The 25,677-nt window shown below is 50.0% G+C and carries 24 protein-coding genes; 17 read left to right on the top strand and 7 right to left on the bottom strand.

Annotated features, from left to right (window positions below; translation table 11 throughout):
• Nucleotides 1–86: 86 nt before the first annotated feature.
• Complete coding sequence (locus M988_RS09390) at nucleotides 87–1,067, bottom strand: arabinose ABC transporter substrate-binding protein (protein WP_064573808.1); 981 nt, start codon at nucleotides 1,065–1,067, stop codon at nucleotides 87–89.
• A gap of 406 nt (nucleotides 1,068–1,473) precedes the next feature.
• On the opposite strand from M988_RS09390, the gene M988_RS09385 reads away from it, so the two are divergent.
• From M988_RS09385 to gstA, 15 genes are all read left to right on the top strand, one after another.
• Nucleotides 1,474–3,150, top strand: coding sequence for a ribulokinase (locus M988_RS09385; RefSeq protein WP_064573805.1), 1,677 nt, complete (start codon nucleotides 1,474–1,476; stop codon nucleotides 3,148–3,150).
• A 25-nt stretch (nucleotides 3,151–3,175) separates the two neighbouring features.
• Nucleotides 3,176–4,678: an L-arabinose isomerase gene (araA, locus tag M988_RS09380; protein ID WP_064573803.1), complete on the top strand. Its 1,503-nt coding sequence runs from the start codon at nucleotides 3,176–3,178 to the stop codon at nucleotides 4,676–4,678.
• A gap of 352 nt (nucleotides 4,679–5,030) precedes the next feature.
• Complete coding sequence (ydgT, locus tag M988_RS09375) at nucleotides 5,031–5,246, top strand: transcription modulator YdgT (RefSeq protein ID WP_008813552.1); 216 nt, start codon at nucleotides 5,031–5,033, stop codon at nucleotides 5,244–5,246.
• Between the two features lie 244 nt (nucleotides 5,247–5,490).
• The gene (gene yedA / locus M988_RS09370; RefSeq protein WP_039186658.1) at nucleotides 5,491–6,378 is read left to right on the top strand and encodes a drug/metabolite exporter YedA; all 888 of its coding nucleotides are present in this window, start codon (nucleotides 5,491–5,493) and stop codon (nucleotides 6,376–6,378) included.
• Between the two features lie 153 nt (nucleotides 6,379–6,531).
• On the top strand, nucleotides 6,532–8,268 hold the full coding sequence (locus M988_RS09365; RefSeq protein WP_064573801.1) for a formate--tetrahydrofolate ligase: 1,737 nt from the start codon (nucleotides 6,532–6,534) through the stop codon (nucleotides 8,266–8,268).
• A gap of 186 nt (nucleotides 8,269–8,454) precedes the next feature.
• Complete coding sequence (locus M988_RS09360; protein ID WP_172635546.1) at nucleotides 8,455–8,886, top strand: DUF2569 domain-containing protein; 432 nt, start codon at nucleotides 8,455–8,457, stop codon at nucleotides 8,884–8,886.
• A gap of 210 nt (nucleotides 8,887–9,096) precedes the next feature.
• On the top strand, nucleotides 9,097–9,678 hold the full coding sequence (rsxA, locus tag M988_RS09355) for an electron transport complex subunit RsxA (RefSeq protein WP_004095142.1): 582 nt from the start codon (nucleotides 9,097–9,099) through the stop codon (nucleotides 9,676–9,678).
• The gene (gene rsxB, locus M988_RS09350; RefSeq protein ID WP_039186654.1) at nucleotides 9,678–10,286 is read left to right on the top strand and encodes an electron transport complex subunit RsxB; all 609 of its coding nucleotides are present in this window, start codon (nucleotides 9,678–9,680) and stop codon (nucleotides 10,284–10,286) included. Before rsxA ends, rsxB begins: the two co-directional genes overlap by 1 nt.
• Nucleotides 10,279–12,408, top strand: coding sequence for an electron transport complex subunit RsxC (rsxC, locus tag M988_RS09345; protein ID WP_064573799.1), 2,130 nt, complete (start codon nucleotides 10,279–10,281; stop codon nucleotides 12,406–12,408). The genes rsxB and rsxC overlap by 8 nt, the downstream gene beginning before the upstream one ends.
• Entirely contained in the window at nucleotides 12,409–13,461 is a 1,053-nt protein-coding gene (gene rsxD / locus M988_RS09340) for an electron transport complex subunit RsxD (protein ID WP_008813557.1), read from the top strand. It begins immediately after the preceding gene.
• Between the two features lie 9 nt (nucleotides 13,462–13,470).
• The gene (gene rsxG, locus M988_RS09335) at nucleotides 13,471–14,106 is read left to right on the top strand and encodes an electron transport complex subunit RsxG (RefSeq protein ID WP_008813558.1); all 636 of its coding nucleotides are present in this window, start codon (nucleotides 13,471–13,473) and stop codon (nucleotides 14,104–14,106) included.
• A 2-nt stretch (nucleotides 14,107–14,108) separates the two neighbouring features.
• Entirely contained in the window at nucleotides 14,109–14,819 is a 711-nt protein-coding gene (locus M988_RS09330) for an electron transport complex subunit E (protein WP_039186650.1), read from the top strand.
• Nucleotides 14,816–15,457, top strand: a complete 642-nt coding sequence (gene nth, locus M988_RS09325) for an endonuclease III (protein ID WP_008813560.1) — start codon at nucleotides 14,816–14,818, stop codon at nucleotides 15,455–15,457. The genes M988_RS09330 and nth overlap by 4 nt, the downstream gene beginning before the upstream one ends.
• Before the next feature lie 626 nt (nucleotides 15,458–16,083).
• Nucleotides 16,084–17,595, top strand: coding sequence for a dipeptide/tripeptide permease DtpA (gene dtpA, locus M988_RS09320; protein ID WP_008813561.1), 1,512 nt, complete (start codon nucleotides 16,084–16,086; stop codon nucleotides 17,593–17,595).
• 224 nt (nucleotides 17,596–17,819) lie between these two features.
• Complete coding sequence (gstA, locus tag M988_RS09315) at nucleotides 17,820–18,425, top strand: glutathione transferase GstA (protein ID WP_008813562.1); 606 nt, start codon at nucleotides 17,820–17,822, stop codon at nucleotides 18,423–18,425.
• A gap of 35 nt (nucleotides 18,426–18,460) precedes the next feature.
• On the opposite strand, the gene cynR is transcribed toward gstA, so the two are convergent.
• Nucleotides 18,461–19,375, bottom strand: a complete 915-nt coding sequence (gene cynR / locus M988_RS09310) for a transcriptional regulator CynR (protein WP_061060028.1) — start codon at nucleotides 19,373–19,375, stop codon at nucleotides 18,461–18,463.
• Between the two features lie 107 nt (nucleotides 19,376–19,482).
• On the opposite strand from cynR, the gene M988_RS09305 reads away from it, so the two are divergent.
• A complete protein-coding gene (locus tag M988_RS09305) occupies nucleotides 19,483–20,145 on the top strand; it encodes a carbonic anhydrase (RefSeq protein WP_008813564.1) in 663 nt (220 codons plus the stop codon).
• 25 nt (nucleotides 20,146–20,170) lie between these two features.
• Nucleotides 20,171–20,641, top strand: a complete 471-nt coding sequence (gene cynS / locus M988_RS09300; RefSeq protein WP_008813565.1) for a cyanase — start codon at nucleotides 20,171–20,173, stop codon at nucleotides 20,639–20,641.
• Nucleotides 20,642–20,698: 57 nt separating this feature from the next.
• On the opposite strand, the gene pdxY is transcribed toward cynS, so the two are convergent.
• From pdxY to anmK, 5 genes are all read right to left on the bottom strand, one after another.
• Complete coding sequence (pdxY, locus tag M988_RS09295; protein WP_008813566.1) at nucleotides 20,699–21,559, bottom strand: pyridoxal kinase PdxY; 861 nt, start codon at nucleotides 21,557–21,559, stop codon at nucleotides 20,699–20,701.
• Nucleotides 21,560–21,792: 233 nt separating this feature from the next.
• Nucleotides 21,793–23,067 (bottom strand): tyrosine--tRNA ligase, encoded by a 1,275-nt coding sequence (gene tyrS / locus M988_RS09290; protein ID WP_008813567.1) that lies wholly within the window; start codon nucleotides 23,065–23,067, stop codon nucleotides 21,793–21,795.
• A 129-nt stretch (nucleotides 23,068–23,196) separates the two neighbouring features.
• Nucleotides 23,197–23,850, bottom strand: coding sequence for a pyridoxamine 5'-phosphate oxidase (pdxH, locus tag M988_RS09285; protein ID WP_004095117.1), 654 nt, complete (start codon nucleotides 23,848–23,850; stop codon nucleotides 23,197–23,199).
• 298 nt (nucleotides 23,851–24,148) lie between these two features.
• Complete coding sequence (locus M988_RS09280) at nucleotides 24,149–24,460, bottom strand: MliC family protein (protein WP_004095115.1); 312 nt, start codon at nucleotides 24,458–24,460, stop codon at nucleotides 24,149–24,151.
• Nucleotides 24,461–24,487: 27 nt separating this feature from the next.
• The gene (gene anmK / locus M988_RS09275; protein WP_061060025.1) at nucleotides 24,488–25,603 is read right to left on the bottom strand and encodes an anhydro-N-acetylmuramic acid kinase; all 1,116 of its coding nucleotides are present in this window, start codon (nucleotides 25,601–25,603) and stop codon (nucleotides 24,488–24,490) included.
• Nucleotides 25,604–25,677: the final 74 nt, after the last annotated feature.

Raw genomic sequence — 25,677 nt, 5'->3', positions numbered from 1 at the left:
TTGCCACCGATAGCTAACCTCGCGGTGGCTAAAGTCAGTAGTCAACAAAAGGTGGTTAGAGCGGCAATGGCCGCTCTGTGCGTGGCTTACAACCCTTTCTTCTGTAGCTCTTCTTTGAAATTGTCGCGCGTAATCAAGACGACGTCGGTCACTGCGGTAAACTTGGCTGGCTCCGCCCCTTTGGTCACCCAGTCGTTCAGCATTTGGATGCTTTTATAGCCATGAATATCCGGGCTCGGCAGCAGCGAGCCGAAGAATCCGGTTGGGTTTGCCTTGGACAATTCGCTCACCGCATCCACGCCATTGATACCGATGCCAATCACGTTTTCAGCTTTAAAGCCCTGTCCTTCTGTTGCCCGCACGCCGCCCAATACCGTGTTGTCATTCATCCCCACGATCAGCCAGTTTTTAACTTTTGGGTATTGAACCAACATAGAATTAGCCGCATCGAAGGCGCCAGGAATGTCATTGGATTTCGTGGGTACTTTGTAGATCTGTTTCTCTGGGAAACCCGCCGCCTTCAGTGCATCCATCGACCCGGTCGTACGACGGCGAGCGGTATCTAATTCGTCCGCAGTGATCGCCATAACTCCCGTTTCATCGACTTTCCAACCACGCTTATTCATTTCCTTCCACAGTTCCTGCCCTTGGCGCGCACCAATTTCACTGGCCGCCATCATTACCAATGGAACGCTTTCCATCGGTTTTCCTTTGGCATCTACAAACTGATCGTCCACGGCAATAACTTTAAGATCGTAGCTCCGCGCTTTGGCCATAATGGCAGGCCCTAGCTTGGGATCGGGCGTACAGATAACAAAGCCTTTAGCACCGCTCGCTGCGAGGCTATCAATAGCGTTTAACGTTTTTTCACCGTCTGGAACAGCAATCTTGATCACGTCAAAGCCCAAATCTTTGCCAGCCTTATCGGCAAATTTCCATTCGGTTTGGAACCATGGTTCTTCCGGCTGTTTGACCAGAAAACCGAGTTTCATGCTTTCTGCGATAGCGGATTGTGACATAACGGCAGCCAGTCCAATGGCGGCCAAAACCTTAGTGAATTTATGCATATTTACAATCTCCAGTTTCGTCATTTTTATGTAGCAGATTTGTCATGCCTGTGAGGCGATACCGCATCGGATGACAAAAAGCTCTGTGTGTACGAACTCAGGGGCAATTGAGCAGCAAATACCAAATGGTGCGATATTTCACTGCAATGTAGGGACCTTATGTGAGACGAGCTAAGTTGTAGCGGCTAATGGATGAACAAATAGAGAGCAAAATCACACCAAAAAATTACAGCTATTTTATGCATATATTTAGCAAATCCGTAACAATGATAACTTTTGATGACCATCACATTCTTCGGTGTTGTAGCTGAAAAATACATACATGTAGCTAAGCCATCCTCACAGTTCTCCGCCGCTATTTCCTATTTTGGTTAGCAGTGAAATCTATATAGATAGGAGAGAGGGAATGCATGCAAATCCCATAGCAATCGGGCTGGATTTTGGTAGCGACTCCGTTCGCTCACTAGCCGTAGATTGTGTAACTGGTCAAGAGTTAGATACGGAAGTGGTTTACTATCCGCGCTGGAAGCAAGGACTGTTTTGCGATGCACCTGCCAACCAGTTCCGCCATCATCCTCTCGACTATATTGAATCGCTGGAAATCGCGATTAAGGCGGTCGTGGCGAGGATGAATGAGGAGCAACGAGCAGCCGTCGTCGGTATTGGGGTTGATTCAACGGGCTCGACTCCCGCACCAATAAATGAAAAGGGTGACGTACTGGCGCTGCTGCCCGAATTTGCCAACAACCCCAACGCGATGTTCGTGCTGTGGAAAGATCACACCGCCATTGAAGAAGCCGAAGAAATTACCCGCTTATGCCGTAGCGGAGATTTTCCCGACTACACCCGCTACATCGGCGGCGTTTACTCATCGGAATGGTTTTGGGCAAAAATTCTACACGTCACACGCGAAGACCGCGCCGTACGCCAATCGGCTGTGTCTTGGGTTGAGCTCTGTGACTGGGTTCCCGCGCTACTGTGTGGTGAAAAGCGGCCGCAGAATCTGAAACGCGGACGTTGCAGCACCGGACATAAAGCACTTTGGCATCCCTCATGGGGAGGCGTTGCACCACGTGTGTTTCTCGAAGCACTCGATACCTGTCTAAGTGAAAAACTGCAGCAACCGCTGTTTACCGAAACCTACACCGCCGATTTGCCCGTAGGAAAACTCAGTGCGGAGTGGGCGCAGCGTTTAGGTCTGACGACTGACGTCGTGCTATCGGGCGGCGCATTTGATTGCCATATGGGTGCCGTTGGCGCTGGCGCTCAGCCTTATACGCTGGTGAAAGTGATTGGCACTTCAACCTGCGACATTCTGATTGCCGAGCAAGAACGCATTGGTGATCGCACCATCGCGGGGATCTGCGGACAAGTCGACGGTAGCGTCGTGCCCGGTTATATCGGTTTGGAGGCGGGACAGTCAGCCTTTGGTGATATGTATGCTTGGTTCAGTCGCCTACTCACATGGCCGTTGTTGCAAACCGCTAAACAGCATCCAGAATTAGCTGCACAGCTCGAAGAATCAGCAAAAAACTTGCTGCCTGCGCTCACTGAAGCATGGGCTAAGGATCCCCAGCTCAACCACCTCCCTGTCGTTCTGGACTGGTTCAACGGCCGCCGTACCCCTTTCGCCAATCAGCGTCTGAAAGGCGTTATCACCGACCTTAACCTAGGCACCGATGCCCCAACCCTGTTCGGTGGTTTTATCGCTGCCACCGCCTTTGGCGCTCGCGCCATTATGGAGTGCTTTGAGCATCAGGGTGTTCCCGTGGAAAACGTGTTGGCGCTAGGCGGGATTGCACGTAAATCTCCCGTGATTATGCAGGTGTGCTGCGATGTGATGAATCGCCCACTACAAATCGTCGCCTCCGATCAGTGCTGCGCGCTGGGTGCCGCAATTTTTGCAGCCGTCGCCGCAGGAACCTATCCAGACATCGCCTCCGCCCAACAAAACATGGCGAGCCAAGTCGAGCGCACTCTCCAGCCCGATCCCGAACGCGTGGTGCGTTTCCAGCAGCTTTACGAACGTTATCAACAGTGGTGTACGCACGCAGAGCCCTGCTACACGGCAGAAAAACATTAATTTATTCAGCATTCACGGAGTCATCATGCAACAGTTCAAACAAAGCGAAGTGTGGTTTGTTATTGGCAGTCAGCATCTCTATGGTCAGCGGACGCTGCAACAAGTCAAGGAGCAGGCTGAGAAAGTCGTCAGCTCTTTGAATCAGGCGGGTCTGCCGGTGAAATTAGTGCAAAAACCGCTGGCAACTACGCCGGATGAAATCACGTCTCTCTGCCGTGATGCTAACTATCAAGATAGCTGTCTTGGCCTGCTAGTGTGGTTACACACGTTCTCTCCGGCCAAAATGTGGATCAACGGTTTGCGTCGCCTTGAGAAACCCCTGCTCCAGTTCCACACTCAGTTCAATGCTCAGATCCCATGGGACACCATGGATATGGACTTTATGAACCTGAATCAAACCGCGCACGGCGGCCGCGAGTTCGGTTTTATTGGCGCACGTATGCGGCAACAGCACAGCGTGGTTGCAGGGCATTGGGAAGACCCTCAGGCGCTAGAAGGTATCGCTCGCTGGATGCGTGTTTCTGCCGCACGCCACGAAAGCCAACATCTGAAAGTCGCCCGCTTCGGTGACAATATGCGCGAAGTGGCCGTCACCGAAGGTGATAAAGTTAGCGCTCAAATTCAATTTGGCTATAGCGTCAACGGCTATGCGCTGGGCGATCTCGAACAGGTCGTGAATGAAGTCAGCCACAACGACATTAATACGTTGGTTGAAGAGTATGAAACGAGCTATATCCTAACGGATGCGGTGAAAAGCGGCGGCGCAAAACGCGAGAATTTGCTCGATGCCGCACGCCTAGAATTAGGGATTGAACGTTTCCTACAGCAAGGAGGCTTCCATGCCTTTACTACGACCTTTGAAAATTTATACGGTCTGAAGCAATTACCGGGTTTAGCTTGCCAGCGCCTAATGCAAAAGGGTTATGGTTTCGGTGCCGAAGGCGATTGGAAAACCGCCGCGCTGCTGCGCATTATGAAAGTGATGGCCAGCGGTCTGAAAGGCGGTACCTCTTTCATGGAGGATTACACCTATAACTTCCAGCCTGGCAACGATCTGGTTGTTGGCTCACACATGCTGGAAGTATGCCCCTCCATTGCCAAAGAAGAAAAACCGTTGCTTGATGTTCAGCATTTGGGCATCGGTGGCAAAGCCGATCCGGCTCGACTGCTGTTTGCAACACCCGCCGGATCTGCGCTGAATGCTAGCCTGATAGATATGGGCGATCGATTCCGTTTACTGGTGAACTGTGTTGATACCGTAGAACAGCCACGCGATTTGCCAAAACTTCCTGTTGCTCGGGCGATCTGGAAAGCGCAACCGTCGTTGGCCACCGCTGCGGAAGCATGGATCTTGGCCGGTGGTGCGCATCACACCGTATTTACTCAAGCGCTGGACGTGGAATATCTGCGGTTATATGCCGAGATGCACAATATCGAATTCCTGCTTATTGATCATGCCACCACGTTGCCAGCATTTAAAAATGAAATCCGTTGGAATGAAATGTACTACACGTTGAATCGTAAATAATCGAGTCATACAAACTAATTAAATCAAGTAGCAAAAGGCGGTCTAGTGATGATAATCACGGCCGCCTCAATGCCACTAAAATTATTTAGGATATAAATATCCAATATTTAAACAATAGACGCTAAAAGCGATATTCAAATATCCTACACCGCATAACAGCCCCTAGTTTTCATCGTTTTATCAATACGTTAAACCACGACAGCCACAATTAATTAGCTGAGTGACTATTATTGGCAATAATCATTTTTTAGTTTATGTAACCAATATCACTATTATTGTACTAGACAGATGGATTTACCTACATATACTGGCTGCTCTTCTGAAATTCCTCTCGTTGATGAAAACATAAAAAATGACAGTAACCGACTATTTGCTAAAATTTCGCCGGGTGAGCACTCTGGAAAGCTTAGAAAAACTTTTTGACCATCTTAATTATTCACTTACTGATGATGTCGAAATTATTAATATGTACCGTGCCGCCGATCATCGCCGAGCTGAATTAGCCAGCGGTGGGCGTTTATATGATGTTGGCTGCGTCCCAAAAGAGATTTGGCACTACGTGCAATAAACCTTATTCAGTCACAAACGACCTGATATTTAGCAGGGTTGGGCTGATGACTCAACCCCTAGTAACCATTTGAATTACCGCTATGATTTTCACGCTGTGGTCCCTTAACCGCTCCCTTACTGATTTATAGCCAAATACACTTAAAATCACCTCGTTAATAAGTAAACGGCATGAGAAAAGAGTTCTTCCGTTGCTCATTTTAGCGTTTACTGGCTGCTTATTTTTGCCAAGGAATCTGCTTAATATGCGCTCTCGTGCTGCCACTTTTCTTCCCCTGATCGGTTCATTATTTGCTTTATATATTATTTGGGGATCAACCTATTTTGTGATTCGCCTTGGCGTTGAAAGCTGGCCGCCCCTCATGATGGCAGGCGTTCGTTTCCTCTGTGCAGGCCTAGTGATGCTGACGTTCCTGCGTTTGCGCGGGCATAAAATGCCCAGCGGACGCCCGTTGCTTAACGCCGCTGTTATTGGCATTTTGCTGTTAGCGGCGGGCAATGGTGCTGTTACCGTCGCCGAACATCAGGATGTTCCATCCGGCATCGCCGCGGTGATGGTCGCCACCGTTCCCCTTTTCACCCTGTGCTTTAGCCGCATGTACGGAATGCCTACGCGCTGGCTTGAGTGGTTAGGTATTGCCATTGGCCTCTGCGGCATCATCTTACTTAACAGCGGCGGGCATCTAAGCGGAAACCCTTGGATGGCATTGCTAATCCTTGCGGGTTCCATGACGTGGGCCTTTGGCTCCGTATGGGGTTCTCGCGTTGAACTCCCTGCTGGACTCATGGCGGGTGCAGTCGAAATGCTGACGGCGGGTATTGTATTACTCATTGCCAGCGCGATCGCCGGTGAACGAATGACTCAAATGCCCAGCCTGCAAGGGATCCTTGCGGTAAGCTATCTGGCGATTTTCGGTTCCCTGATTGCCATCAGCGCCTATATGTACTTGATTCGCAATGTCCGCCCCGCTGTTGCCACCAGCTATGCGTATGTCAACCCCGTGGTGGCCGTGTTGCTCGGTACGGGGTTAGGCGGTGAAATGCTGTCATCGACAGAATGGCTGGCGCTGTGTGTGATCATCGTTGCCGTGCTGTTGGTTACCTTGGGCAAATACCTGCTGCCACAAAATTGATTTCTCGCAGAGTCATCGTTTGCGTGGCATGAGACAATCTACGTTTAAACATGGGTTCGGGCGGTATTCTCCATTGAGTGTGCTGTCCGATAGCCTATAATCACCGCCATCAACTTGTTTGCCTTTACCTGTTTTTGCAAGGATCACGACCCCATGACGTCCCTCTCCGAACAGATACACGCTTCTTCCGTTCCGCAATTAAAACCTATTGCCCAAATCGCACAACAGTTGGGAATAGCATCGGCATGGCTGATCCCTTATGGCCACTATGCGGCAAAAATCGATATCAAAGCCATCAAACCAGAGGCCGAAACCGGCAAGTTGGTGTTGGTCTCCAGTATCACCCCCACCCCGTTAGGAGAAGGGAAAACGGTCACCACTATAGGCTTGAGTCAGGGGCTCAACTATATTGGTCAAAAAGCGGTCGCATGTATCCGTCAGCCTAGCTTAGGTCCCGTTTTTGGCGTTAAAGGCGGCGCAGCCGGTGGCGGCGTGGCTCAGGTGTTGCCTATGGAGCAGCTCAATCTCCACCTCACCGGTGACATCCACGCCATTACCGCGGCGCACAATCTGGCTTCGGCGGCGTTGGATGCACGTCTGTTTCACGAACAGCGTCTGGGTGAGAAATTCACCGAGCATACCGGCCTACAGCGCTTAGATATTGATCCAGAGCGAATCCTGTGGAAACGCGTTATCGATCATAATGACCGCGCCCTGCGTAGTATTGATATCGGTGTCGGTGGTGGCAACAACGGCGTTCCTCGTCATGATGGATTCGATATTACCGCCGCGTCCGAGCTCATGGCGATCTTGGCTTTGTCTGAGAGTTTGGCTGATATGCGTCAACGCATCGGGCAGATTATTTTGGGCTATACGTTACAGGGTCACGCTATTACCACTGAAGATTTAGAGGTTGCAGGCGCCATGGCGGTGTTGATGAAAGAGGCGATTCATCCCACGCTGATGCAAACCAGCGAAAATACGCCCGTTCTGATCCATGCAGGCCCATTTGCCAATATTGCGCACGGCAACTCGTCGGTGCTTGCCGATCGCTTAGCGTTACAGCTCGCTGATTATGTTGTTACCGAGGCCGGATTTGGCTCTGATATGGGAATGGAAAAATTCTTTAATATTAAGTGTCGCCAGTCTGGCATTAAGCCATCCTGCGTAGTGCTGGTGGCGACACTGCGTAGTCTGAAAGCCAATAGTGGTAAGTTCAACATGAAGCCTGGGCAATCGTTACCTGAAGAGGTCAAGCACCCGAATCTACCGCTGCTGACAGAAGGCGCCAGCAATTTGGGTTGGCACATCGGCAACGCTGCACGCTATGGATTACCTGTTGTGGTCGCCATTAATCGCTTCCCAGAAGATAGCGCTGAAGAGCTAGACTTCATTCGCAAATTTGCCATTGAACAGGGTGCGTTCGGCGTTGAAATCAGTGACGCATTCTCCGCGGGAGGCAAAGGCACCGCACAACTGGCAGAATGCGTGACCGCAGCCTGCCGAGTTAGTGGTGAGGTAACCCTACTCTATCCTAACGAGATGTCGCTGGCCGATAAGCTGCAAACCTTAGTGAAAAAGGGTTACGGCGCGCTACGTGCGGAGCTAACGCCAGAAGCTGAAGCACAGCTACAACAGCTTCAATTGGCTGGATTTGGCCACCTTCCGCTGTGTATGGCAAAAACCCCGCTATCGATCAGCGCCGATCCCGCATTAAAAAATGTCCCGCAGGATTTCGTCGTCCCCGTAACCGATTTGAAAGTATCGGCTGGAGCCGGTTTCATTCGTGTTTATGCTGGTAACATTATGACGATGCCGGGGCTAAGCACCCTTCCGGCCTACCGTCATATTGATATAGACGAAAGCGGAAACATTACTGGATTGAATTAATTTCATTGCTAAACGGATGAAATATTATCATTTCGTGCATGTCGTAGCCAAATAACGCCACGGCAGCACGATATCGATGATGGTTTTGTTATTAGCCTGTATGATGCGTAACGCTAAAATAGTGCATACCCGTCATATTTGACGTTAATAGCACGGTTAAAAAGGCTAAACATGAAGGGGATCGTTATGAATACTAAACGCATCGGTGGTTGGCTGGTTGCTCCACTGGCTTATATGATTGTCTCCTTACTATCATCCAGTTTAATGATGATCATCTTTGTGATGATGGTATTGCAACCAACAAGCCGCAGCCAACTGTTCTCGCATAGCCCAGTGTTTTCCTCACAGTGGACACTATCATTTGTGATCACCATTGCGATCTGGGCATTTACGCTGTTTAACCTGTATCTATTTGGTAAGCGCTCGCGCCGTTTCCCTAAGTTTTTCGTGTTATGGCTTTTAGTCATGGTGCTGCTTGCGATCAGAACCTTTGCATTCTCGCCGGTAACCGACGCTGCGGCGGTTCGTAATATGGTGATCCCTCTACTGGCGGCGGCGGTATTTGTTCCTTATATCAAACGTTCTCGTCGCGTACGGGACACGTTTATTGAGCAATAGCGTGTTTTATCGCCGCTGAAATAGAGGTAAGTCAGCACGGAGAGTGCCCTCGTTCGAGTTAATTCGTAGGAAATCGAATAACCTTGTACTTGATCTGTTGTCGTCATGTGGCTGAGCCCCGATAATACGACGGCATTTCTTGGCACACATGATTTTGTGGTTAGGTTTTTGTTTGAAATTAGGTATAAGTTTGATGCTAGGTAGAGTCTGATGACCGATTATTTGCTGTTACTGGTCGGTACCGTTCTGGTCAATAACTTTGTGTTAGTTAAGTTTCTCGGCCTATGCCCATTTATGGGTGTGTCTAAAAAGCTGGAGACGGCCATAGGTATGGGGCTGGCAACCACGTTTGTACTGACCCTTGCTTCTGTCTGTGCATGGGCCGTTAATGAATTCATTCTGGTGCCGTTGGCGCTGGAGTATTTGCGTACCCTAACATTTATTCTGGTGATTGCCGTTGTGGTGCAATTCACCGAATTGGTCGTACGAAAAACTAGCCCTGCGCTATATCGTCTGCTGGGCATTTTTCTTCCACTTATCACCACCAACTGCGCGGTGCTTGGCGTTGCGCTGCTCAACGTAAACCAGTCGCATAACTTTATGCAGTCGGCCGTTTACGGTTTTAGCGCTGCGGCGGGTTTCTCGTTGGTGATGGTACTGTTTGCCGCTATTCGTGAACGTCTTGCCGTGGCCGACGTTCCTGCGCCGTTCCGTGGTTCCTCCATTGCACTGATTACCGCCGGATTGATGTCGCTTGCGTTTATGGGCTTTACCGGGTTGGTGAAATTCTAATGTCGTCGTTGTGGATTGCTATTGCTGCCGTCGGTGCTATTGCGCTGGTTTCCGGCATCGTGCTCGGCTTTGCCGCGCGCCGTTTTAAAGTCGATGCTGACCCTGTTGTTGAGCAAATCGACGCTATTTTACCGCAAAGCCAGTGTGGTCAATGCGGGTATCCTGGCTGCCGTCCTTATGCAGAAGCCATTTCCGGCAGCGGCGAAAACATCAATAAATGTGCGCCGGGTGGCGAACAGGTGATGTTAAAAATCGCTGAGCTGTTGGCGGTTGATCCTCAGCCGTTAGAAGGTGATGCCGCGCAGTCTGAGCCAGTACGTCAAGTGGCTTTAATCGACGAAGAAAACTGTATCGGTTGTACCAAATGCATTCAGGCTTGTCCCGTTGACGCTATCGTCGGCGCGACGCGCGCAATGCATACCGTGGTTAGCGATCTTTGCACTGGCTGTAATTTATGTGTTGCTCCTTGTCCGACCGACTGCATCACGCTCGTGCCCGTGCCGACAACCACCGCAAACTGGAAGTGGGATCTGAACACCATTCCGGTGAGAACCATTACTGTCAATGCAATTTCTTCCCATGAATGTGAAGTAGAACACCATGTTTAATCTGTTTGCAGCGTTGAAAAAAGACAAGTTGTGGGACTTCAAAGGGGGAATTCATCCACCTGAAATGAAGCATCCGTCTAGCCATGTTCCGCTGCGCCATGTTTCGCTTCCTCCGATGTTGATTATTCCTCTTCAACAGCATATTGGGCAGGAAGGTGAGCTGCTGGTGAAAGTCGGCCAACACGTGATGAAGGGCCAACCATTAACCCGCGGAGCTGGGCGGAATTTGCCGGTGCACGCCTCAACGTCCGGTGTTATCAGCGCGATCTCACCTCAGGTAACCGCGCATCCGTCAGGACTGAGCGAACCTTGCGTGACCCTGATCCCAGACAATCAAGATCGCTGGGGAGAGCTGCATCCCGTCGCGAATTTTCAGGCTGAATCCCCGCTGACGTTAACGCACCTGATCCACCAAGCCGGTATCGCTGGCTTGGGCGGCGCAGGCTTCCCAACCGGAAATAAGCTCGAGGGAGGTTACGGCAAAGTTGAAACGCTCATCATCAATGCCGCCGAATGCGAACCCTATATCACCGCCGACGATCGTCTGATGCGTGAGCACGCCGATGAAATCATTCTCGGCTGTGAAATTCTGGGCCACATTTTGACGCCCAAACGCACGTTAATTGGCATCGAAGACAATAAGCCAGAAGCAATAGCGGCACTTAAGAAAGCCCTTAAAGGGCATGACGATATCAAGCTGCGCGTCATCCCAACCAAATACCCTTCCGGCGGTGCAAAACAGCTGACTAAGATCCTGACGGGTATGGAAGTTCCATTCGGTAAACACTCGGCATCTATCGGCGTCTTGATGCAAAACGTAGGAACCGTGTACGCCATTAAACGCGCCATCATTAACGGTGAACCGTTGATTGAACGTGTTGTTACGTTGACCGGTGAATTGATGAAGAAACCGGGCAACGTATGGGCTCGGTTAGGTACGCCAGTTAAGCATCTGCTGCAAGCCGGTGAGTTTGAAGCACAGAATCGAACCCCAATGGTGATTATGGGCGGCCCACTAATGGGCTTTACCCTCGCCCATCTCAGCGTACCCATCGTAAAAATTAGTAACTGTATTTTGGCGCCGTCAAAGAATGAATTTGATGAAGCCGAAGAGGAACAAGCCTGCATTCGCTGTAGCCAGTGCGCAGATGCCTGCCCTGCGGGTCTTCTGCCACAGCAGCTCTATTGGTTTAGCCGCGGCAAAGAGCATGAAAAGGCGCGTCAGCATCATCTGTTCGACTGTATCGAATGCGGGGCCTGTGCCTATGTCTGCCCGAGCAGCATTCCATTGGTGCAATACTACCGCCAAGAGAAAGCCGAAATTAAGGCCGCCGATCAAGAGGCCGCACGTGCGGCTCAGGCCAAAGAACGCTTCGAAGCTCGTCAAGCTCGCTTGGCGCGTGAAAAAGCGGCGAGAGAACTGCGTCATAAACAGTCTGCGGTCAACGTGAGCGAAAGCGATCAAAGCGCTGTACAAGCTGCCGTAGCTCGTGTGAAACAGCGTCAAGAACAGGCGAGCGGCATTAGCTCAATTCATCCGTTCAATAACGAACAAGAAGATAACAGTATCCGCGCCGCTCGTGAGGCTCGCAAGGCCTTGGCCCGCGAGCGTAAACAGGAAATCGCGTCGGATACGACAGCCGTTACGGTTAACACCGATGTCGATCCGCGCAAAGCGGCCGTTGCCGCCGCGCTCGCCCGCGTCAAAGCCAAAAAAGCCGCGCAGGACAGCCAGTCATCCAACATCGCAGCAGTAAATGACGAGGCTAAAAATATCGTGGTTCCGGTTGAAGCATCATCTGATCCGAGAAAGGCTGCCGTGGCCGCTGCGATTGCTCGAGCCAAGGCGAAAAAGGCGGGCTTGCAGGATGGGGGAAATCAGCCTGAAGAGAAGGCCGATGCTCCCACCGAAGTCGATCCTCGCAAAGCCGCGGTTGCCGCCGCCATTGCGCGCGCGAAAGCCAAGAAAGCGGCTCAGGAAGCAGACACAAACACCGTGGAGCCATCAACAGAAGATGCTGCCACCGAACAAGATCCGCGCAAGGCCGCTGTTGCAGCAGCTATTGCCCGTGTAAAAGCGAAACAGGCCGCGCAAGCATCCGCTGCGGTTAATGAGGATTAAATGGCTTTTAGAATCGCCAGCTCACCCTTTACTCATAATCAACAATCCACGCAGCGTATTATGCTGTGGGTCATTTTCGCCTGTATTCCCGGTATTGCCGCACAGGCCTATTTCTTTGGCTATGGCAACCTGATCCAGTGTGCATTAGCCATTGTGACCGCGCTCCTAACCGAAGGGCTAGTGTTACGCCTGCGTCAGAAGAATATCGCTAAGACGCTGGGAGATAATTCTGCCCTGCTCACTGCATTACTGCTAGGCATCAGCTTGCCGCCGCTTGCACCTTGGTGGATGGTGGTTCTTGGCACTGCCTTTGCGATTATTATTGCTAAACAGTTATATGGTGGTCTTGGGCAAAATCCGTTTAACCCAGCCATGATCGGCTATGTTGTATTGCTGATTTCGTTCCCCGTACAGATGACGACTTGGCTGCCGCCAGAAAGCTTGATGACCGCACCGCTGGATCTGAATGACACCCTGATGCTGATATTCAGCGGTCATACCGCTGACGGAGCTGTTATTCATCAATTGATTCAAACAGCCGATGGCGTGAGCCAAGCAACACCGCTAGATAGCCTTAAAACAGGGTTACGCTCAGGTCATAGCGTGGTTGAAATCCTGCATCAACCGATATATCAAGGCGAATTTGCTGGACTAGGCTGGCAGTGGATTAACGCGGGTTTCCTGCTAGGTGGCATTATTTTGCTATTGCGGGGTGTAATCCATTGGCAGATCCCCGTCAGCTTCATCGTTGCACTGGCAGCCTGTTCGGCTCTCGGAGGCTATTTTACACCACATAACGCGGTGCCTCCGATGCTAGAGCTGTTCTCTGGTGCCACCATGCTGGGCGCTTTTTTCATTGCTACCGATCCAGTGACAGCCTCGACAACCCCGCGTGGACGTTTGATTTTCGGCGGGCTGATTGGTGCACTGGTCTGGATTATCCGTACCTACGGCGGCTACCCAGACGGCGTCGCCTTTGCCGTGCTGCTGGCTAACATTACCGTGCCACTTATTGACCATTACACCAAGCCGCGCGCTTACGGACATCGCTGAGGAGTTAGCATGCTTTCAACTATGCGCCGTCATGGCACCACGCTGGCGCTATTTGCGGTTTTAGCCACTGGCCTCACCGCCGTGGTTAATGAGTTAACGAAAGACACCATCGCCCATCAGGCCGAACTACAGCAGAAGCAGCTGTTTGATCAGGTGCTGCCAGCAGAGATGTATAACAACGAGTTGCAACACGAATGTTACGTTGTCACTGATAAACGTTTAGGTTCAACAGCGCCGCACCATTTATATTTGGCGCGCAAAGACGGCGTACCGGTAGCTGCCGCGGTTGAAACTACCGCGCCTGATGGCTATTCCGGAGCCATTCAGTTGCTGGTTGCCGCCGATTTCTCAGGAAAAGTATTGGGCGTTCGTGTTCTAGAACACCATGAAACACCCGGACTGGGCGATAAAATCGATGCGCGTATCTCTGACTGGATTAACCGTTTTCGTAATCAAGTCGTCAAAGGCGACAACGACCCGCGTTGGTTTGTGAAAAAAGATGGCGGTATGTTTGATCAGTTTACCGGTGCGACCATCACGCCACGTGCGGTGGTGAATGAAGTTCGCCATACGGTTGTTTTCTTGCAACAAAATCGCGACCGTCTTGAATCGATGCCACGCTGCCCCACAAGCACGGGAGAGTAATAATGAGTGAAGCCAAAACGTTACTGGCCAATGGCCTGTGGAAAAACAACTCCGCGCTAGTTCAGTTGTTAGGGCTCTGCCCTCTACTGGCGGTTTCCTCTACCGCAACGAATGCGCTCGGACTCGGACTTGCAACCACCTTGGTCTTGGTTTTCACCAATAGCGCCGTCTCCGCCCTGCGCCGTTGGGTACCGCACGAAATTCGTATCCCTATTTACGTCATGATCATCGCGTCGGTAGTGAGTACCGTGCAAATGCTGATTAATGCCTATGCCTATGGTCTTTATCAGTCTTTAGGCATCTTTATCCCGTTAATCGTGACTAACTGTATTGTTATCGGCCGCGCCGAGGCCTACGCCGCCAAAAATCCGGTAGGTCTTTCTGCTATCGATGGATTGGCGATGGGACTCGGAGCAACCTGCGCGCTGTTTGTGTTGGGTTCTCTGCGCGAAATCCTGGGTAACGGTACGCTGTTTAACGGCGCCGATTTGTTACTGGGATCTTGGGCGAAGTCATTACGCATTGAAGTATTCCATACCGATACCCCCTTCCTGCTTGCCATGCTGCCGCCGGGGGCTTTTTTGGGGCTGGGGTTCTTACTCGCACTAAAGTATGTTATTGATCAGAAAATGAAAGCGCGTCAGGCCTTGCGTCAAAATATGGCTGCGGCCACAACGACCCGCGTAGAACAAAATAGCGAACAAGCACTATGAATCAGGAAAAGCGCACGCTGATCCTTCAGCGGCTACAAGAGAACAATCCTCATCCTACAACCGAGTTAGCTTACAGCACCCATTTTGAGCTACTCATTGCCGTACTGCTATCCGCACAGGCAACCGACGTCAGCGTAAATAAGGCGACGGCGTTGCTCTATCCTGTTGCCAATACGCCTGCGGCGATGCTTGAGCTTGGGGTCGACGGCATCAAGCAGTACATCAAAACTATCGGTCTGTATAACAGCAAAGCAGAAAATATCATTAAAACCTGTCGAATTCTGCTTGATGAACATCACGGAGAAGTGCCTGAAAATCGTGCTGCGCTCGAAGCGTTGCCCGGTGTAGGGAGAAAAACCGCCAACGTGGTGTTGAATACTGCTTTTGGTTGGCCAACTATCGCCGTTGATACGCATATCTTCCGCGTCTGTAACCGTACAGGCTTTGCGCCGGGCAAAAACGTGGATGAAGTCGAAGCGAAGCTGCTGAAAGTCGTGCCCAAAGAGTTCAAGCTGGACTGCCATCATTGGCTGATTTTGCACGGTCGCTACACGTGTATCGCCCGTAAACCGCGCTGTGGCTCCTGCATAATTGAAGATTTATGCGAGTTTAAAGAAAAAGTTTACCCTGAATCCTAGCGGATAATGTTGTTATGAAGCACGGGAATCATCCCGTGCCGCCCCTTCGATAAAACCTCGTATTGCCGTCTCTCCATATCCTATCCCAGTGCAGTGCCCAATTACGTAACCGTGACATTGTTCTCTGTTTTTCTTAAAACGCACAGAAAGCAAACTCATTGGTAAATTCAAGACTTTTCGTTATCATTTTTTTGAAATAGATCACATTTGTAAAGCCACAAAAAAGCAACGTTTCCATACAAAATGTGAATTTTTTGGATAGTTATGCATATAAACTCTTATGCATTATTATAACAACGTCATTTTCCTCAATGGCAGTCGATCACGCTGCATTTTCACTTAATAGCAGAATATATAACGAAATACCTTCTGATTATGATTTAAGCAAAAGATTAATTCAAGAAACGCCAAAAACACAATGCTTCACTCTGCATAACATTTGTAACATCTGGCGGATGTTCTGCATGATGTTTATGTAACAGAATATTTCACAGGTATTGTCAGCGCCCCCCATATAGTGAACATTAACCCCCGATCTTCCAACCTATAACAATGCAAAAGGATGCTTCCCGGCATCACTTTTTGCTTCCCTGTCTTCGATAGGGTGTGAAAAATTAGAGGTACTTGTGTCAACTGCAAACAACAACAGTAATAAGGCAGACGAGAGCGTTAGTCTTAACGCCTTTAAGCAGCCTAGAGCTTTCTACCTGATTTTCTCCATCGAACTATGGGAACGTTTTGGTTACTACGGCCTTCAAGGCATTATGGCCGTTTATTTGGTCAAAATGCTTGGCATGACCGAAGCCGACTCTATCACCCTGTTCTCTTCCTTCAGCGCATTAGTCTATGGCTTTGTCGCCATCGGTGGCTGGTTAGGTGATAAGGTTCTCGGCGCTAAACGTGTCATTGTGCTGGGTGCATTGGTATTAGCGGTCGGTTACGCCTTAGTCGCATTCTCTGGCCATAATATTACGTGGGTTTATGCAGGTATGGCGACTATCGCCGTTGGTAACGGTTTGTTCAAAGCAAACCCATCCTCCCTGCTGTCTACCTGCTATGAGAAAAACGACCCGCGTTTGGACGGTGCATTTACCATGTACTATATGTCCATCAACATTGGCTCCTTCTTCTCTATGCTGGCGACCCCGTGGTTAGCCGCACAGTATGGCTGGAATATCGCGTTCTCACTGAGCGTTGTCGGCATGCTGATCACGCTGGTCAACTTCATGATGTGCCGTCGCTGGGTTAAAGACCACGGTTCTAAGCCTGACTTTGAGCCATTAGCGTTTAAAAAACTGCTGATGACGCTTGTAGGTATTGTGGTTCTGATCGGTATTTCTTACTGGCTTCTACACAACCAAGTCGTCGCTCGCTGGGCTCTGGCCATTATCTCTCTGGGTATCGTTTTGGTATTCGCTAAAGAGACATTCGCCCTGCATGGCGCTGCTCGTCGCAAAATGATTGTGGCATTCCTGTTAATGCTGGAAGCCGTAGTGTTCTTCGTACTGTACAGCCAGATGCCAACGTCGCTGAACTTCTTCGCCATTCATAACGTTGAGCACTCTATTCTCGGTATCGCATTTGAACCCGAACAGTATCAGGCTCTGAACCCATTCTGGATCATGGTCGCTAGCCCAATTTTGGCTGCGGTTTATAACAAGATGGGTGACCGTCTGCCAATGCCGCACAAATTTGCTATCGGTATGGTGCTTTGTTCTGGTGCCTTCTTGGTACTGCCATGGGGCGCAACCTTCGCCAACGAGCAAGGCATTATGTCTGTGAACTGGTTGATTCTGAGCTACGCGCTGCAGAGTATCGGTGAACTGATGATTTCTGGCTTGGGTCTGGCTATGGTTGCACAGCTGGTTCCACAACGCCTGATGGGCTTCATCATGGGCTCTTGGTTCCTGACGACCGCAGCTGCCGCGCTGATTGCAGGTAAAGTTGCTGCGCTGACCGCAGTACCTTCAGACGTACCTGATGCACATGCTTCACTGGCTATCTATAGCCATGTATTTATGCAGATTGGTATTGTTACTGCCGTTATCGCCGTACTGATGATGCTGACCGCGCCTAAACTGAATCGCATGACTCAGAGCAGCGATGAAGAAACCGCTCGCGAAGCTGCAACCGCTTAATTGCTAAAGTAATGTCCAAAAAGCACCCTTAGGGGTGCTTTTTTTATTCGTGAATTAACTGCAAATACATAAAGCAATGACTGACAAGAGAGCGATGTCGCCGTAATATGAATTTTCGGTAGTTATCGCCCTAAGTCATTCGTATGGCATGCAGCTATCAGACATGCAGCCTGAAGTATGGCGGGTACAATCTAACTGTCTCAGGATCGTCCGAGGAGTATTTGATGAAACTGTTTTACAAAGCCGGAGCTTGTTCTCTCTCTCCGCACATCGTTTTGCGTGAGGCTGGGCTGGACTTTACGATTGAGCGCGTCGATCTTGCCACTAAAAAGACCGAGCACGGTGAAGACTTTCTGAAGATCAATCCGAAAGGCCAAGTACCTGCCCTGTTATTAGACGACGGTAGCTTACTGACCGAAGGCGTTGCCATTGTGCAATATCTGGCCGACAAAGTTCCTGATCGTAATCTCATCGCACCGTCAGGGACTCTGGCTCGCTATCACGCTATCGAATGGTTGAACTATATTGCCACCGAGTTGCATAAAGGCTTCAGCCCATTGTTCAATCCGAAGACGCCTGACGAATATAAAGCCATTGCGCGCCAGAAGCTGGAACAGCAGTTTACCTATCTAAATGGGGTGCTGAGCAACCAAAACTATCTGCTAGGTGCTCGTTTCAGCGTTGCTGATGCTTATCTGTTTACCGTTTTAGGTTGGGCTAAAGCGCTGCATTTCGATCTCCCCGCCTATCCACACATTGTGAACTATGTCGCTCGTATCGCTGCTCGTCCTGCCGTTGACGCTGCTCTGACCGCCGAAGGTCTGAAGTAATCGATGCCACATTCTGAAAAGGCCCTTTGGGCCTTTTATTTTTGTTCAAAAATCACCTGCTGTTCAAAAACCACCTGCGTAAATTCAGCATCTATCAACGCCTTAAACGCCTGACTGGCTGCATTGGTATAATGTGTTTTATGCTGCAGCAGTGCGGCTATTCGCTCTGGCAGCATAGGCATTAACTCGATGGCATGAATTTTACTCTGCTTTTCGATAATAGCCTGCGGCAATATGGAAACCAGCTCGCTATTCTTCACCAAATCCAAAATAGTGCTGATGGAATTAGCCTCAATGGCCAAATTGGGTTGCAGCTGATGTTGATTAAAATAGCGATCAATATAACAGCGCGTAGCAAAGTCCTGACTTAATAACACCATGGGCGCGGTAGCAATCTCATCCAGCGTCATCATCGTTTGATGATAGAGAGAACTGTTTTCCCCCACCGCAACCGCCAGCCGTTCGGTAAACAACGGCTGATAGCGAATATGCTCAGACTCCGGCGAAACAAAAGCCACGCCAAGATCGATATCACCTTCCAGCAAATCTTTTTCTATCTGTTCCTGCGAAAGCTCACGCAGATGTAGCTTGATATGGGGATAAAGTTGATAGAAACGCTTGAACAACGGCCCAATTAAATAAGCACTGAAAGTCGGTGTAAAACCCACCCGCAAGCTTCCTCGGCTTAAATCCTGCACGTCATGAATAGCACGATAGCCCATTTCAAGCTCATTCAACGCACGGCGGGCATGATAAAGATACACTTCACCTACATCGGTGGGCCTAATGACGCGGTTCGAACGGTCGAGCAAAACGACGCCCAGTTGTTCCTCTAGCTGTTTGATTTTCTGCGATAGTGCCGGTTGAGATAAACAGACTTCTTCCGACGCTCGAGTGAAATTGCGGTGCTTAACAACGGAGAGCAAAGCCCGCAGATTACGAAGGAACATAACACCTACTATTCAAAAAAATTATACAAAGTATAAAAAATGGCGCTTAGACATTATACCTAGAAAACCGCATTCTTGCTGCACGTTTTAGCACGCAGGAAAATATCATGCAGAACATCATTGAAGGCTTCTTAAAATTTCAACAGGAATGCTTTCCACAGCGCACCGAGCTTTTCAAAGATCTAGCCAATAAACAGAGTCCTAGCGTTCTCTTCATCACCTGCTCCGACAGCCGCGTGGTGCCGGAGTTTCTCACCCAACAAGAACCCGGCAATTTGTTTGTTATTCGTAACGCCGGCAATTTAGTGCCGTCTTATAGTCCCGAAGTCGGTGGCGTTTCCGCCAGCGTTGAATATGCGGTCGCCGCGCTTGGCGTGACCGATATTGTAATTTGTGGTCACTCCGACTGTGGCGCTATGACAGCCATTAATCAAGGTATCTGCCTTGATCATATGCCGATGGTGGCAAAGTGGTTGAAACATGCCGATGCAGCCAAGCTGGTCAATGCTTCGCGTTTTTATGCTTCCGAAGCTGAAAGCCTCAATGGCATGGTTCAAGCCAACGTCGTTGCGCAGCTTTCCAACTTGAAAACACACCCTTCCGTTGCCGTAGCCATTGAACAAGGGCGGCTTAACCTACACGGCTGGGTTTATGACATCGAAAACGGAGCGATGCTGACGCTTGAAGGCGAAAGCCAAAAATTCGTTTCACTCACAGAAAAACCCTACGCCTGCGCTTTGGCCTCACACCATACCGCTAACGCAGCCTAACTCTTTTCATTAGAAGGAAAACACCATGACTCAGACCTTAACCACCCAGACAGCACGCGTCGCCTTAACAGAAACTATCGTGATGGCAAAAATTGCGAAGAATCTTTCATGGCAGGATCTGGCTGACGGTACCGATATGAATATCGCGTTTGTCACGGCTGCATTGTTGGGCCAGCATGCTTTGCCGGAATGCGCTGCACAAAAGATTGTAAAACAGCTGGAGCTTGCACCAGAAGCGGCTCTGTTGCTGCAAGCCATCCCTTTACGCGGTTCAATTCCACAGGGGATTCCGACCGATCCAACGATCTATCGTTTCTATGAAATGCTGCAGGTATACGGTACAACGCTGAAAGCGTTGGTACACGAGCAGTTTGGCGATGGGATTATCAGTGCAATAAATTTCAAGATGGATATCAAAAAGGTGGAAGATCCTGAAGGTGGCTCACGCGCGGTAATCACCTTTGATGGGAAATATTTGCCGACCAAACCATTCTGATCTTAATGAAAGAGGAAATCCCCCTGCGTTCAGGGGGATTCTTTAATGCTACGGTATTTATAATTCGACGGCGGCAAACTGATGCACGGGCTGCGCAATGCGATCCTGAGCAGCAACTACCTGTAACTCATATTCGCCCATTTCTTTCGTGGTCAACATCACCTCATAAACAGCGGCTGTCACGTGCTCCAAGGCTTTCTTCAACGGTTCCCCCTTCAGCATGTTGACCAATAACAAGCCACTGGTCAAATCGCCAACGCCAACCGGCTGGCGTTCGCCGAAATCAACCAGCGGGCGGCTGATGTGCCATGCCTCATCCGCGGTAACGAGGATCATTTCAAAGCGATCTTTATGATAGCCAGCATAGGCTAAATGCTTAACCAAAACGACTTTAGGACCGCGAGCAATCACGCTACGGGCTGAGGCTAAGGCTTCTTCTACGCTGTTAATGGTATGTCCGGTCAGTTGTTCTAATTCAAGCAGATTAGGTGCCATGATATCGCTGCTAGCGACGGCATCGCGAGCGAAAAACTCGGCGACGCCCGGAGCAACGATGCAGCCCTTTTCCGGATGCCCCATCACGGGGTCGCAGAAATACCATGCATTGGGATTCGCCGCTTTCACTTTACGTACAATATCCAAAATATGTCCGCCCTGTTCCGGCGAACCAATATACCCACTCAATACGGCATCGCAGTTTTTAAGCTGATCGATATCTGCAATTCCCTGCACAATTTCCGTCAAATGGTTGGCGGGCATCACACAACCAGTCCAGTGACCATACTGGGTATGATTTGAAAACTGAACGGTGTTCAGCGGCCAGACATTAACGCCCATACGACGCATAGGGAATACAGCGGCACTGTTTCCTGCGTGACCAAAAACCACATGAGATTGAATAGATAGGATATTTTTCATGGATGCGACCTACATCGCTGTCGCTGTCGACAGCCGTTTATTCATAATAAGGGGAAAATAAGGGGGACCTGAGTCCCAATTGGTCACTTAAGCGTGATTTTAGGGGAAGTACACCGATGGGGTCGTAGCAGCTTTAGCTGCCGGAGCGCCCCGCGGTGTGCTAGCCCCGTGTATCTCGATCTCTTAAACGATCAGCATTAGGACCTGAGTCCCCCTTTAATTGCATCCGTGGCTTACTTCCAGCAAATCAGGCAGTAATTCTTTTTACCGCGACGCAATAAAGTAAAGCGTCCGAACAGACGATCAGCATCGCTGAAGGTATATTCCGGATCAGACTGTTTTTCGCCATTGATGGTAATTGCATTAGACGCGATAGTTTTACGCGCCTGACCACGAGACGGCTGTAGTTCAGAATCCACCAGCGCCTGCTGCAAGTCTGCATCACGCTCCAGCTCAACCATAGGCATACCGTCTTGTGCCAGCTGAGCAAAGTCAGCTTCAGTCATTTCACTCAGTGCGCCAGAGAATAAGCTCTGAGTAATACGTTTTGCCGCAGCCAGGCCTTCTTCACCGTGAACCATACGGGTCACCAGCTCAGCCAGAACGTACTGTGCACGCGGCGCTTTTCCACTGTTTTTATCTTCTTCTTCCAGAGCATCAATGTCCTTCAGATCCATAAAGGTGAAGAACTTCAGGAAGCGGTACACGTCCGCATCCGCGGTGTTGATCCAGAATTGGTAGAATTTGTACGGACTGGTTTTCTTCGGATCCAGCCATACTGCGCCGCCTTCGGTCTTACCGAATTTGGTACCATCGGCTTTGGTAATCAACGGAACGGTCAAACCCCACACCTGTTTCTGATGCAGACGACGAGTCAAATCGATACCAGAAGTGATGTTGCCCCACTGATCGGAACCCCCGATTTGCAGCTCTACGCCGTGCAGCTCATTCAGGCTGGCAAAATCGTAGCCTTGCAGCAGATTGTAGGAGAACTCGGTGAACGAAATGCCCACATCGTCACGGTTCAAACGTTGTTTAACCGCTTCTTTGTTGATCATCTGATTGACAGAGAAATGCTTGCCGATGTCACGCAGGAAGGTCAGCACGTTCATGTTGCCGAACCAATCGTAGTTGTTGGCTGCGATTGCGCTGTTTTCACCGCAGTCGAAGTCCAAAAACGGTGCTACCTGATGACGGATTTTGTCTACCCACTCATGCACGGTATCCTGAGTATTCAGTTTACGTTCGGTGGCTTTAAAGCTGGGATCGCCGATCAGACCGGTTGCGCCGCCCACCAGAGCAACAGGCTTATGGCCTTCTAACTGGAAACGTTTCAGACACAGCAACGGAACCAGATGGCCCAAGTGCAAGCTGTCAGCGGTAGGATCGAAACCGCAATACAGTGCTAATGGCCCTTGCGCCAGTCGCTCTGCCAACGCTTCTTCATCCGTTACCTGGGCAATGAGGCCCCGCTCTTGCAGTTGTTTAATCAGGTTGCTGCTCGCCATTAAAGACTCCATTTGATTTTAATTTACTACCGCGCGCTCCATACGGGAGATAGCTCGTGCGGGTGATTAGCCCTATAGAATAAAGTGGTCACGCCCGTCGCGCTAGATTTAACTCGTGTTTTTCGCTGATTAAGGCGCCAACCGGTCAATTTCCCATGCATCGCCATGACGTTGGTAAATAAAACGGTCATGCAAACGATTTTCTCGTCCCTGCCAAAACTCCATCGAGTTGATTTTTACGCGATATCCACCCCAGAAACTGGGTAACGGGATCTCGCCTTGTAGGAATTTTTGCTTCAGTTCGAGAAATTTTCCCTCCAGAATTCCTCTGGTCGAGATCCGCGATGACTGGCGCGATACCCAAGCGGCAATCTGGCTATCTTTAGGTCGACTATGGAAGTACTTCATCACTTCCAGCGTAGAAAGCTTTTCAACTGTCCCTAACACGCTGACCTGCCGGTCAAGCATATGCCACGGGAAATGCAGGCTGATATGAGGATTTTCTTCCAACTGCTGCGCTTTGCGACTGCCTAGGTTGGTGTAAAACACCATCCCCTGCTGATCAAAATGTTTCAGCAGCACAATACGCTGGTATGGCTGGCCATGTTTATCCACCGTCGCTACACACATAGCAGTTGGGTCGGCCAAACGCGCGTCACAGGCTTGTTTGAGCCAACGTTCGAACATCTCTAACGGATCGTCGGTAAGATCGCTCCGGCGTAATCCACCACGCACATACTCGCGACGCAGATCGGCAACATCAAACTCGTTGTTTTCACTCATATTCAGCAGTCCTTCACCCGTCAAGAGCCTTATTCTGCGCCCGCGGGATAAGAATCTCAATTCACCGATCGTTCGGAAAATAGCTCGATGCGCGATAACATCTAAAACCCGAGCACAAATCGCGTTATTTTTAGCCAAAACAGGAACGCGACAGTCTTTTATTTTATTGATTTTTATGTAATTTTATTTCAATGAGGAATACAGAGGGACAGTACACGGTCTGTTATAGGGACAGTAGTGACAGAAAGGATAAGAGAAGGCTTAAAAATGGGGGCAGCGTATCGCTGCCCCATGTGAACTAGGATTTAAGGACGCAGTTGTCGATGATGATTTGCTCATTACGTTCCACAAAAGCCGTATTCCCCTTCGACCAAAACGTATATTTGCCATCACTGTAGCGCGCACCCGACGCAGAGACCACATGCGGCAAGGTGAGCTGATTACCATCCATAATAAAGCTCACCTGATCTTTTTGGTTATCCACCGTCACCGTCAACGGTGTGGTGCCGCATTGATAACTAAACTGCTCCGGCGCGACTTCTTTTTTATGCATCGACTGACATCCAGCCAGCAACAAAATCGCAGCGGCAGCACAGGTATACTTAAACATGAGTGCTCTCCCATTTTTACGGATAAATTAGATAATGTGGTTCGCAGGATAAATCGCGCCAAGTACGGTTTCCTGCGAGGCCCCCGTAACCGACGGTAAATTACCCGGCAGCCCTGACAACGTGCGATACGCTAGCCATGCAAAGGCTAACGCTTCCATATCATCGCCGCTGACGCCATAGGCATCCGTACTACATACTTCAGTTCCTGATAACAGGGCTGCCATACGGCTCATCAATAGCGGATTTCTCGCGCCACCACCACACACCAGCAGACGCTCACAGCCTCCCGCGAGCTGAACCTGATCACAGATACTGATTGCGGTCAATTCGGCCAGAGTCGCCTGCACATCCACGGCGGGGATCTCAGGTTGTAAACTCAACTGATGCTCTAGCCAACCTAGGTTAAAAAGCTCTCGCCCCGTACTTTTCGGCGCAGGTCGTGCGAAATAGGGCTCAGCCAGCAGTTGCTGTAACAGCGCCTGATTCACCGTTCCCTGCATCGCCCACTCTGCATCTTTATCATAAGCCTTGGCATGATTGCGCCAGATCCATGCATCCATCAGCATATTACCGGGGCCGGTATCAAAGCCGCGCACCGGTAATCCGGGGAGCAATAACGAAAGATTGGCAATACCGCCAATATTCAGCACCATGCGCCGCTCAACCGGGTGGGTAAGCAAAGCATGATGAAACGCAGGCACCAACGGTGCCCCTTGCCCGCCATAGGCCATATCACGACGACGAAAATCGCCAACGGTAGTAATTCCCGTCAGCGCGGCAACGCGGTTATTGTCGCCAATCTGCATGGTAAAAGGCTCATCACCTTCTGGTTGATGCCAGACGGTTTGTCCGTGGCAGCCAATCGCGGTGATATCCTGAGCACTTAGCGATGATTTAGCTAACAGGTGATTGATCGCCTCGGCATATAAGCTCCCCATCTGACGATCCAATTCCCCAACCTGAGCGAGCGTGACCGCCTGTCCCTGACACATCCCTAGGATCGCTTTTTTAACGGCAATCGGTATTGGATGTGAATATCGGCTCTGCTGTGCAACCATCCGCTCATCAATAGCGGCAATGACAACGTCAATCCCGTCAAGGCTGGTTCCTGACATAACGCCAATGTACCGTCCCGATCTCATTTCATCGTCCTTATTTATTATCGTAGAGTGAAATTATCCGCTTCAGGCATCAAACGAAACCGGATTTATCTAAT

It is taken from the genome of Hafnia paralvei ATCC 29927, from assembly GCF_001655005.1.
GTDB classification, from domain to species: domain Bacteria; phylum Pseudomonadota; class Gammaproteobacteria; order Enterobacterales; family Enterobacteriaceae; genus Hafnia; species Hafnia paralvei.
The sequence above is the reverse complement of the archived record's forward strand: the minus strand, read 5'-3'. Positions and strand labels throughout refer to the sequence as shown.

Coding starts and splice junctions, on each gene's coding strand:
- rsxA (WP_004095142.1), top strand. CDS start 9,097: ATGACCGATTATTTGCTGTTACTGGTCGGTACCGTTCTGGTCAATAAC.
- rsxD (WP_008813557.1), top strand. CDS start 12,409: ATGGCTTTTAGAATCGCCAGCTCACCCTTTACTCATAATCAACAATCC.
- yedA (WP_039186658.1), top strand. CDS start 5,491: ATGCGCTCTCGTGCTGCCACTTTTCTTCCCCTGATCGGTTCATTATTT.
- pdxH (WP_004095117.1), bottom strand. CDS start 23,850: ATGAGTGAAAACAACGAGTTTGATGTTGCCGATCTGCGTCGCGAGTAT.
- araA (WP_064573803.1), top strand. CDS start 3,176: ATGCAACAGTTCAAACAAAGCGAAGTGTGGTTTGTTATTGGCAGTCAG.
- M988_RS09390 (WP_064573808.1), bottom strand. CDS start 1,067: ATGCATAAATTCACTAAGGTTTTGGCCGCCATTGGACTGGCTGCCGTT.
- nth (WP_008813560.1), top strand. CDS start 14,816: ATGAATCAGGAAAAGCGCACGCTGATCCTTCAGCGGCTACAAGAGAAC.
- rsxC (WP_064573799.1), top strand. CDS start 10,279: ATGTTTAATCTGTTTGCAGCGTTGAAAAAAGACAAGTTGTGGGACTTC.
- gstA (WP_008813562.1), top strand. CDS start 17,820: ATGAAACTGTTTTACAAAGCCGGAGCTTGTTCTCTCTCTCCGCACATC.
- M988_RS09385 (WP_064573805.1), top strand. CDS start 1,474: ATGCATGCAAATCCCATAGCAATCGGGCTGGATTTTGGTAGCGACTCC.
- M988_RS09305 (WP_008813564.1), top strand. CDS start 19,483: ATGCAGAACATCATTGAAGGCTTCTTAAAATTTCAACAGGAATGCTTT.
- tyrS (WP_008813567.1), bottom strand. CDS start 23,067: ATGGCGAGCAGCAACCTGATTAAACAACTGCAAGAGCGGGGCCTCATT.
- ydgT (WP_008813552.1), top strand. CDS start 5,031: ATGACAGTAACCGACTATTTGCTAAAATTTCGCCGGGTGAGCACTCTG.
- cynR (WP_061060028.1), bottom strand. CDS start 19,375: ATGTTCCTTCGTAATCTGCGGGCTTTGCTCTCCGTTGTTAAGCACCGC.
- M988_RS09360 (WP_172635546.1), top strand. CDS start 8,455: ATGAATACTAAACGCATCGGTGGTTGGCTGGTTGCTCCACTGGCTTAT.
- pdxY (WP_008813566.1), bottom strand. CDS start 21,559: ATGAAAAATATCCTATCTATTCAATCTCATGTGGTTTTTGGTCACGCA.
- rsxB (WP_039186654.1), top strand. CDS start 9,678: ATGTCGTCGTTGTGGATTGCTATTGCTGCCGTCGGTGCTATTGCGCTG.
- rsxG (WP_008813558.1), top strand. CDS start 13,471: ATGCTTTCAACTATGCGCCGTCATGGCACCACGCTGGCGCTATTTGCG.
- M988_RS09280 (WP_004095115.1), bottom strand. CDS start 24,460: ATGTTTAAGTATACCTGTGCTGCCGCTGCGATTTTGTTGCTGGCTGGA.
- M988_RS09365 (WP_064573801.1), top strand. CDS start 6,532: ATGACGTCCCTCTCCGAACAGATACACGCTTCTTCCGTTCCGCAATTA.
- M988_RS09330 (WP_039186650.1), top strand. CDS start 14,109: ATGAGTGAAGCCAAAACGTTACTGGCCAATGGCCTGTGGAAAAACAAC.
- anmK (WP_061060025.1), bottom strand. CDS start 25,603: ATGAGATCGGGACGGTACATTGGCGTTATGTCAGGAACCAGCCTTGAC.
- cynS (WP_008813565.1), top strand. CDS start 20,171: ATGACTCAGACCTTAACCACCCAGACAGCACGCGTCGCCTTAACAGAA.